The following is a 16,129-nucleotide window of genomic DNA, read 5'->3' on the forward strand; positions in this document are numbered from 1 at the left end:
GGGGAGCGCAAGGCTCCCAGCGACGTTTCGCATGCGGGTAGGCACGTTTGTGATCGCCGCAGGATCATGCTCTAAAGCTTGGCCCATGACCGACATCGCCGCCTCCGATTTCCGCCATCCGCGCCGCCATGTCCGGCTCGACACCATCCTGCGGCTGCGCTGGCTTGCCGCGCTCGGACAATTGGCGGCGATCTTCATCGTCGCACAGGGCCTCGAATTCGATGTCCCGATCGTGCCCTGCATCGCCGTCATCGGCGCCGCCGCCGCACTCAATCTCGCGCTGCAGATCGCCTTCAATCCGATGCAGCGGCTGGAACCGGTCTATGCCGCCGCACTGTTGGCGCTCAATATCGTCGAGCTCGGGGCGCTGCTCTATTTCACCGGCGGCCTGGAAAACCCGTTCTCGTTCCTGTTCCTGGTCCCGGTGCTGATTTCCGCGACCGCGCTGCCGGTGCGGCTCACGATCGCGCTCGGCCTGCTCGCCGTGGCCTGCGCCTCGGTGCTGGTGTTCTTCCACCTGCCGCTGCCCTGGGATTCCGACGAGCCGCTGATGCTGCCGCCGATCTATCTGTTGGGGGTCTGGCTCTCGATCGTGCTCGCGATCGGCGTCACCAGCCTCTACGCCTTCCAGGTGACGGAGGAGGCGCGCAAGCTGTCCGACGCGCTGGCCGCGACCGAGCTGGTGCTGACGCGCGAGCAGCATCTCACCCAGATCGACGGGCTTGCCGCCGCCGCCGCGCACGAGCTCGGCACCCCGCTCGCGACCATCTTCCTGATCGCCAAGGAGCTGGAGAAGACCGTCAAGGATGGCCAGATCGCCGGCGAACTGAAGATGCTGCGCGAGCAGGCGCAGCGCTGCCGCGACATCCTTGCCAAGATCACCGAGCTGTCCTCCAGCGGCGCGCCGTTCGACAACATGAAGCTGTCGACGCTGATCGAGGAGGCGGTGGCACCGCATCGCGATTTCGGCGTCGCCATCAAGGTGCGCATCGCGGTCGCACCGACCCGCGAGCCGGTCGGCGCGCGCAATCCTGCGATTCTCTACGGCGTCGGCAACATCCTGGAGAACGCCGTCGATTTTGCGCGCTCGGCCGTGGAGGTGAACGCCTGGTGGAATAACGACATCGTCGAGATCGAGATTTCCGACGACGGGCCGGGCATCGCACCCGACCTGCTGAACCGGATCGGCGAGCCGTATCTGTCACGGCGCCGCGGCGCCGATGACAACCAGGGCCATCAGGGGCTGGGACTGGGCGTGTTTATCGCCCGCACCTTGCTGGAGCGCACCGGCGCCAAGGTGTCGTTCGCCAACCGGACATTTCCCGATCACGGCGCGGTGGTGCAGATCATCTGGCCGCGCAGCCAGTTCGAGGAGTCCGAAAGCGCGCCAGACGCGACATCCTGACGCGCAACCTGGCCCCTGGTATTAAGGATGGCAGGGGCGTCCATCGACTTAAGGCGGCCTTGGCAGCGCCGCATTGGATCGCCATATGTTCATGATCCGACCCAGAGGAATCCATCTTGAACGCAACCGCCGAACTCGCCAATCACGCCGACCGCTCGCTCTTGATCGTCGAGGACGACAAGCCGTTCCTGGAGCGGCTGTCGCGTGCGATGGAAAGCCGCGGCTTTGCGGTCACCTCCTGCGACACCGTGTCCGATGGGCTGGCGCAGATCGGCAAGGCCGCGCCGGCGTTCGCCGTGGTCGACCTCAGGCTCGGCGACGGCAACGGCCTTGACGTTGTCTCGGCGCTGAAGCGCAAGCGCCCCGAGGCGCGCGCCATCGTCCTGACCGGCTATGGCAACATCGCCACCGCCGTGACGGCGGTGAAGATGGGCGCGGTCGACTACCTCGCGAAGCCTGCCGACGCCGACGACGTGGTTAACGCGCTGCTTGCGACCGGCACGGAAAAATCCGAGCTGCCGCAGAATCCGATGTCGGCGGACCGCGTGCGCTGGGAGCACATCCAGCGCATCTACGAGATGTGCAACCGCAACGTCTCAGAGACCGCGCGGCGGCTCAATATGCACCGCCGCACCCTGCAGCGGATCCTGGCCAAGCGCGCGCCGCGCTAACACCCTTTCCAGCCGTTGTTGCGTTACGAGGACGCGCGGCAGCCGCGTCAGAATTCCGCATGTCCCTGCGGGTCGACCAGGCGGTTGATCGCCCGCGCGGCGGCAAGCCCAAAACGGACCGTCATCAATTTGCGGGTCGGCGCGGCGAGGCGATGCTCCGGCGCGTCGCACAGCATGTGCGCGCCATAGGCATCCGCGACGATCAGGCCGGTGTCTTCAGGGAAGATCTCGCAGGGCAGGTCCTGGGTGAAGGCGAAGAACAGCCGGTCGCAATGCATCCGGTAGTCCTGCCATTTCTGGTCGGCGCGCAGATCCTCCACCGACGATTTGATCTCGACGATCCAGATGTCGCCGCGCTCGTTCAGCGCCACCAGGTCGGCACGCCGGCCCGACGGCAGCGGCAATTCGCTGACGCTGGCAAAGCCGAGCGAGCGCAGCAGCCGCGCGGTGCCGCGCGCGACCGCCAGCGCCGTTTCCGACTGGCGGCGGTCCGGCGGCGGCACGAGGTTGACCTGGCGGAGCGGTGATTCCATCCGATCAGCCTAGCCGGTTTTGCCGTGGCCTGACAGCCGCAAAGGCGCCTAAGGGCGGCTCGCGGAACCGCCGCCGCTCTCGTGGCTTATTCCGCTGGCCGCCGCGAGATCCACGCATGATCGACGACCTCTGGTACAAGAACGCAATCTTCTACTGCCTTTCCGTTGGCACCTATATGGACGCCAATGGCGACGGGGTCGGCGATTTCAAGGGCCTGCTGCGTCGCCTCGACTACCTGCATGGGCTCGGGATCACGGCGATCTGGCTGATGCCGTTCCAGCCCTCGCCCGGGCGCGACGACGGCTACGACATCTCCGACTACTACGGCGTCGATCCCCGCTACGGCACGCTCGGCGACTTCGTCGAATTCACCCACGGCTGCAAGCAGCGCGGCATCCGCGTGATCATTGATCTTGTGGTCAACCACACCTCCGACCAGCACGCCTGGTTCAAGAGCGCGCGCAGCGCGAAGAATTCGCCCCATCGCAACTGGTATGTCTGGGCCGACAAGCGCCCGGCGAACGCGGGCACCGGCATGGTGTTTCCCGGCGTGCAGAAATCGACCTGGAGCCACGACAAGGAGGCCGGCGCCTGGTACTTCCACCGCTTCTATGATTTCCAGCCGGACCTCAACACGTCCAATCCGCTGGTGCAGGCGGAGATCCTCAAGATCATGGGCTTCTGGCTCCAGCTCGGCGTCTCCGGCTTTCGCATGGATGCGGTGCCCTTCGTGATCGCGACCAAGGGACCGAAGGTCAAGAAGCCGATCGAGCAGTACGACATGCTGCGCGCCTTCCGCGAATTCCTGCAATGGCGCGAGGGCGACGCCATCGTGCTGGCCGAGGCCAATGTGCTGCCGAAGACCGACATGGAATATTTCGGCGATGACGGCGACCGCATGCACATGATGTTCAATTTCCAGGTCAACCAGCATTTGTTCTACGCGCTGGCTTCCGCCGACGGCCGGCCCCTGGCGAAGGCGCTCGCAGCCACCAAGCCGCGGCCCGCGACCGCGCAATGGGGCCAATTCCTGCGCAACCATGACGAGCTCGATCTCGGCCGCTTGACCAAGGCGCAGCGCGAGGTGGTGTTCAAGGCCTTCGGCCCCGACAAGTCCATGCAGCTCTATGGCCGCGGCATCCGCCGGCGCCTTGCGCCGATGCTGGGCGGCGACCGCCGCCGGATCGAGCTTGCCTACAGCCTGATGTGCACGCTGCCCGGAACGCCCGTGTTTCGCTATGGCGACGAGCTCGCGATGGGCGACAATCTCGATTTGCCCGAGCGCAACTGCGCGCGGACGCCGATGCAATGGTCCACCGAGCCGAATGCCGGCTTCAGCGAAAGCAACAAGCCCTGCACGCCGCTCATCGACAAGGGCCCCTACGGCTACGAGCATGTCAACGCCGCCAAGCAGCGCCGCGATCCCGACTCCATGCTGAACTGGACCGAGCGCATCGTCCGGATGCGCAAGGAAGTCCCCGAGATCGGCTGGGGTGATTTCCAGATCATCGAAACGAGCGATCCGGCCGTCTTCGTCATGCGCTACGACTGGCGCAACAATTCCGTGCTCTTCGTCCACAATCTCGACGAGAAGCCGCGCGAGATCGCGTTCGCAACCGGACTTCCGCGCGACGCCGGCAAGATGCTGGTCAACCTGCTCGCCGAAGACCACAGCCACGCGGACAAGCGCGGCCGCCACCGCATCGTGATCGAGCCCTATGGCTACCGATGGTACCGCGCCGGCGGCCTCGATTATCTCCTCAAACGCAGCGATATCGAGGTCGGCGGCGGTCGCAAGGGTTCTCATCCGGCCTGATCGGGCGCCATCATCATCATGACACCCTCGTTGCCGCGCAGGTCCAGCACGCCCTCCACGCGCTCGCCCGTCCGGTCAAGGAAGGTCGAGAGCAGGATCTCGTTGCCGAAGCCGATCGCGCTCGAGGTCACCGACGCCGGCTCCGCGCCGAGGTTGAGCGCGATGACGATCGGCTTTCCGCCGCCGCTCCGGCGGTAGAGCATAATGTCGCCCTGCGCCGCGACCGCCTCATAGGCGCCACCCACGAGTTGCGGCAGGCTCCTGCGCAACGCGATCAGCGCCTTGTAGAGGTTGAGGATCGAGCCCGAATCCGCCTCGAGATTGGCGACGTTGTCCTGCCGGAAATCGTCGGCGAGCGGCAGCCACGGCGCGGCCTGCGAAAAGCCGGCATGCGCGGTGGCATCCCACTGCATCGGCGTGCGACAACCGTCACGGCCGACGCCGATGCCCGGCACGTTCTTCTCGAAGGGATCGCGAACCTGTTCCGGCGCGATCGCGACCTGACGCATGCCGATCTCGTCACCATAGTAGAGCGTCGGCGTGCCGCGCAGCGTGAGCAGCAGCATGGCGGCGACGCGCGCCTGCGGCTGCCCGACGCGGCTTGCCACCCGCGGCCGGTCATGGTTGCCGAGGACCCAGTTCGGCCAGGCCCGCTCCGGCAGCGCCTTCTCGTAGTCGGCGATGATCCTCTCGATCGAACGCGCGCTCCACAGCGTCTGCAGCAGCGCGAAATTGAACGGCATCTGCGCGCCCGAAAGATCGTTGCCGTAATAGGCGACGAGGCGGTGCAGCGGCAGATAGATTTCCCCGATCAGGACGCGCGCGTCGAACGCGTCGGTGACGCGCCGCATCTCGACGATCACCTCGTGCACCTCGGGCTGGTCGGTGGAATATTGCGTCAGGATCTTTTCGTGCGGCGGCCGACCCTCGACATAGTGAGGATTGGGCGGGTTGTCGCGAAACTCCGCGTCCTTGATCAGATGCCAGATCACGTCGACGCGAAAGCCGTCGACGCCCTTGCCAAGCCAGAACCGCATCACCTCGTAGATCGCCTCGCGGACCTCGGGATTGCGCCAATTGAGGTCCGGCTGTTCCCTGAGAAAGGCGTGGTAGTAGTATTGGCCGCTCGCCTCGTCATAGGCCCAGGCACTGCCGCCGAATTCGGACAGCCAGTTGTTGGGCGGCACGCCATCGGCCTTGCCGTCGCGCCAGATGTACCAGTCGCGCTTCGGATTGTCGCGCGAAGAGCGGCTCTCGATGAACCAGGGGTGCTGATCGGAGGTGTGGTTGGGCACGAGATCGAGGATCAGCCGCAAGCCCAGGTCATGCGCGGCCTCGATCAGCGCGTCGAAATCCGCCATCGTGCCGAACACGGGGTCGATGCCGGTGTAGTCTGAGATGTCGTAGCCGAAATCGGCCATCGGCGAGGGAAAGATCGGGGACAGCCAGATCGCGTCGATGCCGAGCGCCTTCAGGTAAGGCAGCCGCTCGATGATGCCCCTGATGTCGCCGATGCCATCCGCGCTGGTGTCCTGAAACGAGCGGGGATAGATCTGGTAGAAGACCCCATGCCGCCACCATTCGCCGTCGCTGCGATCCATTCGAAAACAACCACCCCTTGCGCCGCTCGCCCGCGAAGCAACGCGGCACGACGGATAAGGTTCATGATCATCGGGTGACGACCTTTTCGGGGGCGGAGCCTGCATCCCCTCCCTTTTCGGCTTGGGAATGTCATCGGAACGGGCTAGCGTGGGTTTCCCTGGGGGCAAGCTGTGACCGAGTTCAGTTTTTTTTCGGGCCCCACAGGGCTGAGTGTGGCAGAGATCGTCTCGCTGACTGGCGCCGAACCGTGCGAGGGCGCAGATTTATCGCGCCACCTCACCAGCATCGCCCCGATCGACTGCGCGGATGGCAACGACCTCACCTTCGTTCAAGACGCCCGTTTCGCCCGCGCGCTCGGCGCCACCCGTGCCGGCGCCATCTTGACCAGCGATCGTTTCGCACGGCAGGCGCCGCAAGGCTTGACGGTACTGCGGGTGAAGAAGCCCTATGACGCCTTCGTCATGGTCGCGCGGCAATTCTACCGCGGCGCGTTGCGTCCGGCGTCCGTGTTCGGCACCAGCGGCGTTGCCGCCAACGCGGCGATCCATCCCACGGCGCGGCTCGCATCTGACGTCACCGTCGATCCGTTCGCGGTGATCGGCCCTTCGGTCGAGATCGGCCCCGGCAGCCTGATCGGCGCCCATGCCGTGATCGGTGCGAATGTGAGGATCGGCCGCGATTGCGCGATCGGCGCCAACTGCACGATCACCCACAGCCTTCTCGGCGACCGCGTCGTGATCCATCCCGGCTGCCATATCGGGCAGGACGGCTTCGGCTATGTTTCGGGCGGCGAAGGCCACGTCAAGGTGCCGCAGGTCGGCAGCGCCGTCCTTCACGACGACGTCGAGATCGGCTCGGGCACGCGGATCGATCGCGGCGGCATGCGCGACACCGTGATCGGCGAAGGCACCAAGATCGATAATCTCTGCCAGATCGGACATAATTGCGTGGTCGGCCGCCACTGCATCATCGTCGCGCAATCGGGCCTGAGCGGCAGCGTGACGATCGGGGATTTCGCCGTACTCGGTCCGCGCACCGGCATCATTCCCCACGTCACCGTCGGCAAGGGCGCGATGCTGGCGTCGCGGTCGACCGTCTATGAAGACGTGCCGGCCGGCGCCGTCTGGGGCGGCTTTCCGGCCAGACCCAAGCGGCAATGGATGCGGGAGGTGGTCGCGCTGCAGCGGCTGGCCGTACGCGGAACCAAAAAAGCCAGGGATCTTAAGGAAAAACCTTGATCCGGCGCACCCGCGCGCCACATTTCGCAGATCAACAGATTGGATCTCAATGACCCAGGAAGCCGAAACCCAGGCGAAAGCCGGCGCGATCATCGTTCCCGTGACGCCGTTCGAGCAGAACTGCACCATCATCTGGCACGAGCCCTCCAAGAAGGCTGTCGTGATCGACCCGGGCGGCGACGTGGCGAAGATCGAGGCGGCCATCAAGCAGACCGGCGTCACGGTGGAAAAGATCTGGCTGACCCACGGCCATATCGATCATGTCGGCGGCGCCGCGGACTTGCGCGACGCGCTGAAAGTGCCGATCGAGGGCCCGCATGTCGCCGACAAGTTCCTGCTCGACAATGTCGTCGAAAGCGGCGCGCGCTTCGGCATGTCGGGCGTGCGCAACTTCGCACCCGACCGCTGGCTCGAGGAAGGCGATCAGGTCTCGATCGGCGAATTGACCTTCGACATCCTGCATTGCCCCGGCCATTCGCCGGGCAGCGTCGTGTTCTTCAACAAGGAGCTGCGCTTCGCCCATGTCGGCGACGTCCTGTTCAACGGCTCGGTCGGCCGCACCGACCTGCCCGGCGGCAGCCATGCCACGCTGATCAAGTCGATCAAGGAAAAGCTGTTGCCGCTCGGCGACGATGTCGGCTTCATCTGCGGCCACGGCGCGGGCTCCAGCATCGGCCAGGAACGGCGCACCAACCCGTTCATCACCGGCGACCTATAACGTCCAGCCCGGGACTACTTGAGCAGGCCCGCCGCGCTGAGCGCGCGGGCGATCACCGCGCCGACGTCGATCTTGCGCCACTTGGCCGCTTGCGGCTTTGCCGATTCCGGTCCGGCCGAGTGCGCCTCGGCGGAATGTGAGTTGGCGGAATGTGAGTTGGCAGACTCCAGCCTGGTCGATTCCGGCTTCGCGGCCTTCGGCTTGGACGCCTCGGCTTTTGCGGGTTGCGGCTTCGGCCGTTGATCGGCCGGCGTCAGCGGCAACACCTTCGCCGGCTCGACCCTCGCCGCCGTGAGCGGCGAGACTGCCGGAATGAGCTTTGCGCTCGCGGACGCCGCCTTGGGCTGGCGCACCCGTTCGGTGAGGCCGAAGAATTTCGCGATGTGATAGGACGAGGAGATGCCGGCTTCGATCATGAACGCGCCGCTGATGCCGTATCGCTCGTCGCTCTCGGCGACCCCGAGCGGCGTGCCATGCGCCATGTCGGTGATGGTGTAGGACTCGACCAGGGTCTCGCCGTCGGAATTCCACCAGACCTGACGCGGATAGCCGTCCACCGTGCCTTCCGCCATCGGCGCAGGCGGCAGGTGGTGCAGATCGAGCCATTGCTTGACGATCTCGTCGGCATTGCCGGGGTGAACGGTGCGGTCGGCGCTGCCGTGCCAGACCGACAGCTTCGGCCACGGCCCGCGGTAACGCGAGACGTTGCGCACGAGATCGCCGAGTTCCGGCGCCGGGCGCGGCGAGGACTGCATCATGCCCTGCAGCGCTTCGCGCATGTTGCCGGCAATGCCAAACGGCAGGCCCGCGATGACGGCGCCGCCGGCGAACACTTCCGGATAGGTCGCGAGCATCGCCATGGTCATCGCGCCGCCGGCGGAAAGTCCGGTCACGTAGACGCGGCGGCGGCTGATGCCGTGATCGGCGACCATGCGCGCGATCATCTGCCGGATCGAGCAGGCCTCGCCTGCATCGCGCGCGACATCCTCCGGACTGAACCAGTTGAAGCAGGTGCCGGCATTGTTGATCACCTGCTGCTCCGGCAGGAGCAGCGCAAAGCCGTAGCGCTTCGCGAGCGTCGACCAGCCGGCGCCGAGATCGTAACCGGAAGCGGTCTGGCCGCAGCCATGCAGCACCACGACCAGCGCCGGCCGATGCGGCGCGGTGCTTGGCACGTAGGTGAACATCTTCAGCGCGCCGGGATTGGTGCCGAATCCGGTGACCTCGACCAGCGGGCTGCGCGGGCCGCGCTCACGCGCGCGCAGCGGGCCGGCGAAGCCGATCGGGCTCAGCTTCGGCAGGCGGCGCAAAAACTCGACATTCTTGGCGAGGGACAATACCCGCTCCTTGACGACGCAGTTCCAACCCCATCAAGAACAGATAGTTGTTGCAGCGCAAAATAAAAAGACCGTGCGCTGTCAATCCCCAGGAATGTCCGACAAGTGCGGTTATTTGGCATCACCGCGCCGCATCCACGACAGAAATGCGACGCTCGCAATAATCGACAATGCAAACAGGCCAGAGGCTGCAAACATTGCGTGCTGCGCTGACTGCGCGGCCTGGACTGCAAAAAATATAGCCCCTATCGCCGCAACGCCTGCTGCGTTGGCAATCTGTACCGTGGTGCCATAGAGACCGGAGCCCGCTCCTGCACTGGCCGGCTTCACTGTCGAAAGCACCGCGCTCGACAACGGCGCCATCACCAGCCCTTGCCCGTAACCGAAGATGGTGAGCACCGCGGCGAGCAGCCACGCGGGAGGCGTCGTCGTTGCCGCGATGGTGGCGACCAGCGCGGCCAAGCCCAGGATCTGCACGGCGCAGCCTTCGACCAGCACCAGCGTGCCGCGATGCCTCGCCCGCGCGCCGCTGTGCCGCGACGCCACGACAAAGGTCAACGCCAGCGGCACGAAGACAAGGCCGGCATCGAGCGGCGGGATTTTCAGCGCCCGCTGCATGAACAACGTCATGACGAGGTAGAACGACAGGTTGGCGAAGAAGAAGCAGAACGCAGCGATGAGCCCGCGCATGAAATGCCGGTCTGCCAGCAGCGCGAGATCGATCAGCGGCATGCCGCCGGCGCGCGCCACGCGCCGCTCCAGCCGCAGGAATCCGGCGATGACCGCTATCCCCATTGCGATCACCAGCCACAGCCAGGGCGCCCATTGCAGATCGTGACCGAACAGCAGCGGTCCGATCACGCCTGACAGGCCAATGAACAGGACCACCGCGCCGGCGAGATCGAGCCGGGTTCCCGGACGGCGGGCGACCTGCGGCATGATCCACCAGGCGGCGGCCGCGATCGCCAGGCCCGCAGGCACGTTGACGAAGAACACCGCGCGCCAGCCAAGGCCGAACAGATCGAGCGTCACCAGCACGCCGCCGAGCAGGAAGCCGGCGGCGCCGGCCAGCCCAAGAACTATGCCATAGATGCCGAAGGCGCGGCCCCGCGCCTCGTCGGCAAACAGGAGATGCAGCGTCGCGAGCACCTGCGGCACCATCAGCGCTGCCGTTGCGCCCTGCGCCAGCCGCGCCGCGATCAGCTCGGGCCCCGATCGCGCGAGGCCGCACCACAGCGAGGTCAGGGTGAAGCCGAGCACGCCGGCGATGAAGACGCGCCGCGTGCCGTGGATATCGCCGAGCCGGCCGCCGCTGACGATGAGGGTTGCATAGGCGACCAGGTAGACCGCGATCACCGCTTCGATCTGCGCGGAGCTCGCGTGCAGCTCGGCTGCGATGGTGGGGATCGCGACGTTGACGATGAAGGCATCGACGCCGAACATGAATTGCGCCGCGACCACGATCGCGAGCACCCACCACCGGCGCGAGGTGTCGACGCCGGCCGAAACCATCTGATGCATGGGAAAACGGGCCCGATCTTTTGCGCTGCCTCCGATATGGCAGCCGGCCGTCACCGGCGCGATTACCTCGGAGGTAAGCGCCGCGTGTTCGCGGAACGGCCAGCGCCGCAGCAATCCGCCGCGGTCAGATCGCCTTCAGCTTGCGATAGGCGAACCAGACCATCTTCAAGAGCAGCCAGCCGTCGCGGAAGCGCGAGATCTGGGTCTCGCCGAAGGTTCGCGCCTTGTAGTGGATCGGCGTCTCGATGATCTTCAGGTTCTGCTTGGCCGCGCCGAAGATCAGGTCGAAGTCGCCGAACGGATCGAAATTGCCGAAATAGGTGCGCTCGCGCGCCAGCACCTCGTAATCGTTGCGCAGCAGCACTTTTGTGCCGCACAGCGTGTCGGTAAGGCGGGTGTTGACGAGATAGGTGAAGAGATAGGCGAAGAAGCGGTTGGCGACGAAGTTCAGCGGCCGCATCGCCTCGCTTTCCATCGGATAGACCAGCCGCGTGCCGTTGACGAACTCCGCCTTGCCGCTCTCGATAATGGCGTGGAATTTCGGCAGCGCCTCCGGCGGCATGGTGAGGTCGGCGTCGAGGATCATCAGCACGTCGCCGCTCGCCTCGGCAAAGCCCTTGCGGACCGCATCGCCCTTGCCCTTGCCCTCCTGCTTGAAGACCTTGATGTCCCATTCGCCCTTGTAGGCGTCGCGCACGCGCTCGCATTCGGCGAAGGTGCCGTCGCTGGAATTGCCCTCGACGAACAGGATTTCCTGCTGGCTGCCGAAGCGCGGCATACGCCGGATCGCGTTCTCGACATTGCCGCGCTCGTTGCGGCAGGGGATCACGATGCTCGCCGAGAACTGGCGCTCGGTGAACTGCCGCACGGGACGGCCGACCAGGTAGGTGCGCAGGCATAGCTTGCGGATGCCGGGCAAGGGTGCGATGAAGCGGTTGATCAGCGGACCGAGGCCGAGCCAGCGCTGCGGCAGCAATTGCCGCTGCTCCCGGCTGATCATCTCGAAATCGGCGAGGTCCATCAAATTGAGGAAATCGGTGGTGGCGATGTAGTTGATGGTCGGCTGCTTGCGCCGCAGGCCGATCGCCTCCGCGAGCCTCAGCACCGGCTCCCACAGATGCGAGTAGTAGGAGATGATGATCCGGGTCGACGGCGCGCACAGATGGTGGACCAGGCGAAGCGTGCCGTCGATGTCGTCGAGCATGCCTATGGTGTCGGCGATCACGATGTAGTCGAACGGACCTTCGAGCGACGCGAGCGTCACAGGGTCCTCGACGTCGCCGAGCACGAAGCTGAGGCCCGGATGACGTGCCTTGGCCAGCGCAAGGCTTTTCGCGCTGAAGTCGACGCCGACGCCGACCGCAGGCTCGAGCGCGGCCAGCAGCTCGCCGGTGCCGCAGCCGAGCTCCAGCACCCGCTTGCCCGGCGGGATCAGGAAGCGCATGAACTTGAAATCGTCCTCATGATAGGCGGCGTTGAACTTGCGCCAGCTCTCCTGCTCGTCGAGGCCGGCCTCGATCTCCTCGACCAATTGCCGTTTCCGGGCATTGGAGAATTGCAGGGGAACAACTGACGGCGACTGGTTCATCACGGCCTCTGGACGACTTCGGTGCTGCCTTGGCAGGCGATCGGCGGTGCCGTTTCCCGGCGGCCTGGTGATCGCGGACCGCCTTTTAGACTGAACGGCGGCCAAACAACACCGGATTTCCATGACTTTTGGCGGCTCGAACCGGCCGGCCCAGGGTCCCCACCCGACGGTCCATCGGACTGCATGGCGGCCCTTAGCGCCTGCCGATTGCGTGAGCCGCCGTCTGCCCGTAGCCTCGCAGCGCGAGCTTTCAAAAAAGCAGAATTCCGTCCGGAGGAAACAGATGGCGCGCCTGAAATTCGGAGCCTTCCTCGCCCCGCATCACCCGATCGGCGAGCATCCGACGCTGCAATTCCGCCGCGACCTCGATTTCGTGCAACAGCTCGACGATCTCGGCTATGACGAGTTCTGGTGCGGCGAGCACCATTCGAGCGGCTGGGAGATGATCGCCTCGCCGGAAATGTTTCTCGCGGCGGCCGGCGAGCGCACCAAGCGCATCCGGCTCGGCACCGGCGTGATCTCGCTGCCCTATCACCATCCCTTCAACGTCGCCCAGCGCATGGTACAGCTCGATCACATGACCGGCGGGCGGGCCATCTTCGGCTCGGGTCCGGGCGCGCTCGCCTCCGACGCGCACACGCTCGGCATCGATCCGATGACGCAGCGCGACCGCCAGGACGAGGCGATCGCGATCATCCGCCGCCTGTTCAAGGGCGAGCGCGTCACCGCGAAGAGCGACTGGTTCGTGATGAACGACGCCGCGCTGCAGATCCTGCCGCTGCAGGAGGACATGCCGTTCGTGGTGGCCTCACAGATCTCGCCCTCCGGCATGACGCTCGCCGGCAAATACGGCATCGGCATCATCTCGCTCGGCTCGATGTCGACGCAGGGGTTGATGGCGCTGCCGCAGCAATGGGAATTCGCCGAGGACGCCGCGAAGAAGCACGGCACCACGGTCAGCCGCGCCGACTGGCGCGTGCTGCTGTCCTGGCACATCGCCGAGACGCGCGAGCAGGCCTATCGCGAGGCGGGCGCCGGCCTGATGCGCTGGCACAACGAATATAATGTCGGCACCTTGATGCGGCCCGGGCTCGAGCCGTTCAAGTCGCCGGAGGACGCGATCGAGAAGACCGCCGGCGGGCCTGCCGCCGCTTCCACGATCGGCACGCCCGACGACCTCGTCAAGACCATCAAGAACCTGATGCAGGTTTCCGGCGGCGTCGGCGCCATCATCGGCTTTGTCCACGACTGGGCCAACCCCGAGAACACGCGCCGGAGCTGGGACATGGTCGCGCGCTACGTCATCCCCGAAATCAACGGCTTCATCGAGCCCTTGCGCAAGTCGCAGAAGTTCGTGATCGAGAACCGCGCGATCTTCGAGCGCGCAGGACAGGCGGTGATGTCCAAGATCCTGGAGAACGAGAAGGCGGCCGCGGCGCTGGCCCATACCGGCCCCGGCCGCGTCGCCATTCCCGCCGTCAACGCGCCGGATTTGCAGAAGGAAGCCGCGAAGCGAAAGGCATAAGGCATCCCGCGACGGCCGGCCTTGTCGCCGGCGCACGGAATCATTGCATTGGGCCGACCTTTGCGGATCACCGGCAAGGGGTTATTTAGGGATAGACCCTAGACAGGAAGATCGGCCGCGGGCCCGCCAGCCCCAGGAAAGTCGCGGTTCGACGCAATTATTCGGTAACCAGCCGGAGCCCTTGTCATGTCGACGCAAACGATAGCCTCGCCAGCGATCAGCTTCACGCCGCCCAAGCGCAACTCGCTGACCCATATTCCCGGCGACGAGGGCTGGCCCGTGATCGGCCAGACGCTGTCGGTGCTCGCCGACCCCAAGGGACATATCGAGCGGCATGCGGCGAAATATGGCCTGGTCTATCGCAGCCATCTGTTCGGCGAGACCAGCCTGGTGCTGCTCGGGCCCGACGCCAACGAGCTCGTGCTGTTCGACCAGGCAAAGCAGTTCTCCTCGACCCATGGCTGGGGCCGTATCCTCGGGCTCCTGTTCCCGCGCGGGCTGATGCTGCTCGATTTCGAGGAGCACCGCCTGCACCGCCGCGCGCTCTCGGTCGCGTTCAAGTCGGGACCGATGAAGTCCTATCTGGCCGAGCTCGACAAGGGCATTGCGGCGCGCGTGGCGCAGTGGAAGGCTTCACCCGGACCGATGCTGTTCTATCCCGCGATGAAGCAGCTCACCCTCGATCTCGCCGCGACCTCGTTCCTCGGCGCCGACATCGGCCCGGAGGTGGACGAGATCACGCGCGCCTTCGTCGACATGGTCGCGGCGTCCGTGGCGGTGGTGCGCAGGCCGCTGCCCGGCACCCAGATGGCGCGCGGCGTCAAGGGCCGCCAGCGCATTGTCGCCTATTTCTCCGAGCAGATTCCGATCCGCCGCGCCAAGGGCGGCGACGACCTGTTCTCGCAACTCTGCCGCGCCACCCATGAGGATGGCGCGCTGCTGTCGACCCAGGACATCGTCGATCACATGAGCTTTTTGATGATGGCGGCGCATGACACGCTGACCTCATCGCTGACCTCGTTCGTCGCGGCGCTGGCCGCCCACCCGGCGTGGCAGGACAAGCTGCGTGACGAGGTCGGCGCGCTCGGTATCGCGCCGGACCAGCCGACGACGCTCGATCACCTCGAGGCCATGCCGGTCTCCGAAATGGCCTTCAAGGAGGCGATGCGGATGAAGCCGCCGGTGCCCTCGATCCCGCGCCGGGCGATCCGCGATTTCACCTTCAAGGGTTTTGCGGTGCCGGCCGGCACCATGGTCGGCGTCAACCCGCTGTTCACCCACCACATGCCGGAGATCTGGTCCGATCCCGAGACCTTCGACCCGACCCGCTTCACCGAGGAAGCACAGCGCAACCGCCATCGCTTCGCCTATGTGCCGTTCGGCGGCGGCGCGCATATGTGCCTGGGGCTGCACTTCGCCTACATGCAGGCGAAGTGCTTTGCCCGGCACTTCCTGCAGAATCTGCGCGTCACGATGGAGCCCGGCTACAAGCCGGAATGGCAGATGTGGCCGATCCCGAAGCCGCGCGACGGCCTGCGCGTGACGCTGCAACCGGTGTGACGGCCGCGCACTTCGTCATTGCGGGGCTCGACCCGGCAATCCAATGGATGCGCGGGTCAAGCCCGCGCATGACAAGTCGCAACAGCGGCGGCGCTCTACTCGAGACGACTTCTAGTCGATGAATGTCGTGAGCTGCGCGCCCTCGTCGGCGACGAACACCGCGATCAGCTCCGCCGGTTCGGTGTTGCTGGCATTGGCCGAGACCAGATGCGTCGATCCCGGTGGCTCGAAGAACGCCTGCCCGACCGTGAACGTTTCCAGCGGGCCGCCGCCGAGCTGCGAGCGGATCTCACCTTTGGTGATGGTGGCGGTCACCGAGCCGGCATGCCGATGTGCGCGGGTGAAGCCGCCCGGACCATAAAACACGCGCACGATGGTGACGCGCTTGCCGGGAACGTTGGGCAGCGAATAGGAGGCGATCGGCTCGACCTTGTCGAGCGGCGAGCCTTCGGCGCTCGCGCATAGCGGCGCCACGACCGTGGCGATCGCGTCCATCGTGACGGGGATGGTGCTCCCGATCGCGAAGGCGCAGGCCAGACCGGCCAGCGCCGCAAGACAGATCGGCAGGCCGCCCGCGGCTGGCCGTAGTGACGCTGCATGCATAAGCGTGTCTC

Annotated in this window: 13 protein-coding genes; 7 read left to right on the plus strand and 6 right to left on the minus strand. The window is 65.8% G+C overall.

The annotated features are described in order from the left end of the window. Nucleotides 1–85 precede the first annotated feature (85 nt). Together QOU61_RS36665 and QOU61_RS36670 are read left to right on the plus strand one after the other, a co-directional pair. Nucleotides 86–1,405, plus strand: a complete 1,320-nt coding sequence (locus QOU61_RS36665; RefSeq protein ID WP_289656032.1) for an ActS/PrrB/RegB family redox-sensitive histidine kinase — start codon at nt 86–88, stop codon at nt 1,403–1,405. A gap of 116 nt (nt 1,406–1,521) precedes the next feature. Then, complete coding sequence (locus tag QOU61_RS36670; protein WP_289656033.1) at nt 1,522–2,076, plus strand: ActR/PrrA/RegA family redox response regulator transcription factor; 555 nt, start codon at nt 1,522–1,524, stop codon at nt 2,074–2,076. A 47-nt stretch (nt 2,077–2,123) separates the two neighbouring features. On the opposite strand, the gene QOU61_RS36675 is transcribed toward QOU61_RS36670, so the two are convergent. Beyond that, nucleotides 2,124–2,609, minus strand: a complete 486-nt coding sequence (locus QOU61_RS36675) for an MmcB family DNA repair protein (protein WP_289656034.1) — start codon at nt 2,607–2,609, stop codon at nt 2,124–2,126. Between the two features lie 116 nt (nt 2,610–2,725). Here QOU61_RS36675 and QOU61_RS36680 point away from each other — a divergent pair, with 116 nt between their 5' ends. After that, nucleotides 2,726–4,426: an alpha-amylase family protein gene (locus QOU61_RS36680; RefSeq protein WP_289656035.1), complete on the plus strand. Its 1,701-nt coding sequence runs from the start codon at nt 2,726–2,728 to the stop codon at nt 4,424–4,426. On the opposite strand, the gene QOU61_RS36685 is transcribed toward QOU61_RS36680, so the two are convergent. Next, entirely contained in the window at nt 4,414–6,027 is a 1,614-nt protein-coding gene (locus QOU61_RS36685; RefSeq protein WP_289656036.1) for an alpha-amylase family glycosyl hydrolase, read from the minus strand. The genes QOU61_RS36680 and QOU61_RS36685 overlap by 13 nt on opposite strands. A 213-nt stretch (nt 6,028–6,240) precedes the next feature. Between QOU61_RS36685 and lpxD the strand changes: the two genes are divergently transcribed. Beyond that, nucleotides 6,241–7,266 carry a UDP-3-O-(3-hydroxymyristoyl)glucosamine N-acyltransferase gene (gene lpxD / locus QOU61_RS36690; RefSeq protein ID WP_289656037.1) on the plus strand — a complete coding sequence of 342 codons (1,026 nt, stop codon included), beginning with the start codon at nt 6,241–6,243 and terminating at the stop codon, nt 7,264–7,266. Nucleotides 7,267–7,315: 49 nt separating this feature from the next. After that, nucleotides 7,316–7,984 carry an MBL fold metallo-hydrolase gene (locus QOU61_RS36695; protein ID WP_289656038.1) on the plus strand — a complete coding sequence of 223 codons (669 nt, stop codon included), beginning with the start codon at nt 7,316–7,318 and terminating at the stop codon, nt 7,982–7,984. 14 nt (nt 7,985–7,998) lie between these two features. Here the strand turns inward: QOU61_RS36695 and QOU61_RS36700 are convergent, their stop codons facing one another. From QOU61_RS36700 to QOU61_RS36710, 3 genes are all read right to left on the minus strand, one after another. Then, nucleotides 7,999–9,321 carry an extracellular catalytic domain type 1 short-chain-length polyhydroxyalkanoate depolymerase gene (locus QOU61_RS36700; RefSeq protein ID WP_289656039.1) on the minus strand — a complete coding sequence of 441 codons (1,323 nt, stop codon included), beginning with the start codon at nt 9,319–9,321 and terminating at the stop codon, nt 7,999–8,001. Between the two features lie 111 nt (nt 9,322–9,432). Further along, nucleotides 9,433–10,842 carry an MFS transporter gene (locus QOU61_RS36705; RefSeq protein ID WP_289656040.1) on the minus strand — a complete coding sequence of 470 codons (1,410 nt, stop codon included), beginning with the start codon at nt 10,840–10,842 and terminating at the stop codon, nt 9,433–9,435. Between the two features lie 124 nt (nt 10,843–10,966). Continuing rightward, nucleotides 10,967–12,430, minus strand: coding sequence for a bifunctional class I SAM-dependent methyltransferase/glycosyltransferase family 2 protein (locus QOU61_RS36710; RefSeq protein ID WP_289656041.1), 1,464 nt, complete (start codon nt 12,428–12,430; stop codon nt 10,967–10,969). Nucleotides 12,431–12,713: 283 nt separating this feature from the next. On the opposite strand from QOU61_RS36710, the gene QOU61_RS36715 reads away from it, so the two are divergent. Both QOU61_RS36715 and QOU61_RS36720 read left to right on the plus strand, forming a co-directional pair. Next, nucleotides 12,714–13,955 (plus strand): LLM class flavin-dependent oxidoreductase, encoded by a 1,242-nt coding sequence (locus QOU61_RS36715; RefSeq protein WP_289656042.1) that lies wholly within the window; start codon nt 12,714–12,716, stop codon nt 13,953–13,955. A gap of 186 nt (nt 13,956–14,141) precedes the next feature. Then, the gene (locus tag QOU61_RS36720; protein ID WP_289656043.1) at nt 14,142–15,515 is read left to right on the plus strand and encodes a cytochrome P450; all 1,374 of its coding nucleotides are present in this window, start codon (nt 14,142–14,144) and stop codon (nt 15,513–15,515) included. 111 nt (nt 15,516–15,626) lie between these two features. Here the strand turns inward: QOU61_RS36720 and QOU61_RS36725 are convergent, their stop codons facing one another. After that, on the minus strand, nt 15,627–16,118 hold the full coding sequence (locus QOU61_RS36725; RefSeq protein WP_289656044.1) for a cupin domain-containing protein: 492 nt from the start codon (nt 16,116–16,118) through the stop codon (nt 15,627–15,629). Nucleotides 16,119–16,129: the final 11 nt, after the last annotated feature.

Source organism: Bradyrhizobium sp. NP1 (assembly GCF_030378205.1).
Lineage (GTDB): Bacteria > Pseudomonadota > Alphaproteobacteria > Rhizobiales > Xanthobacteraceae > Bradyrhizobium.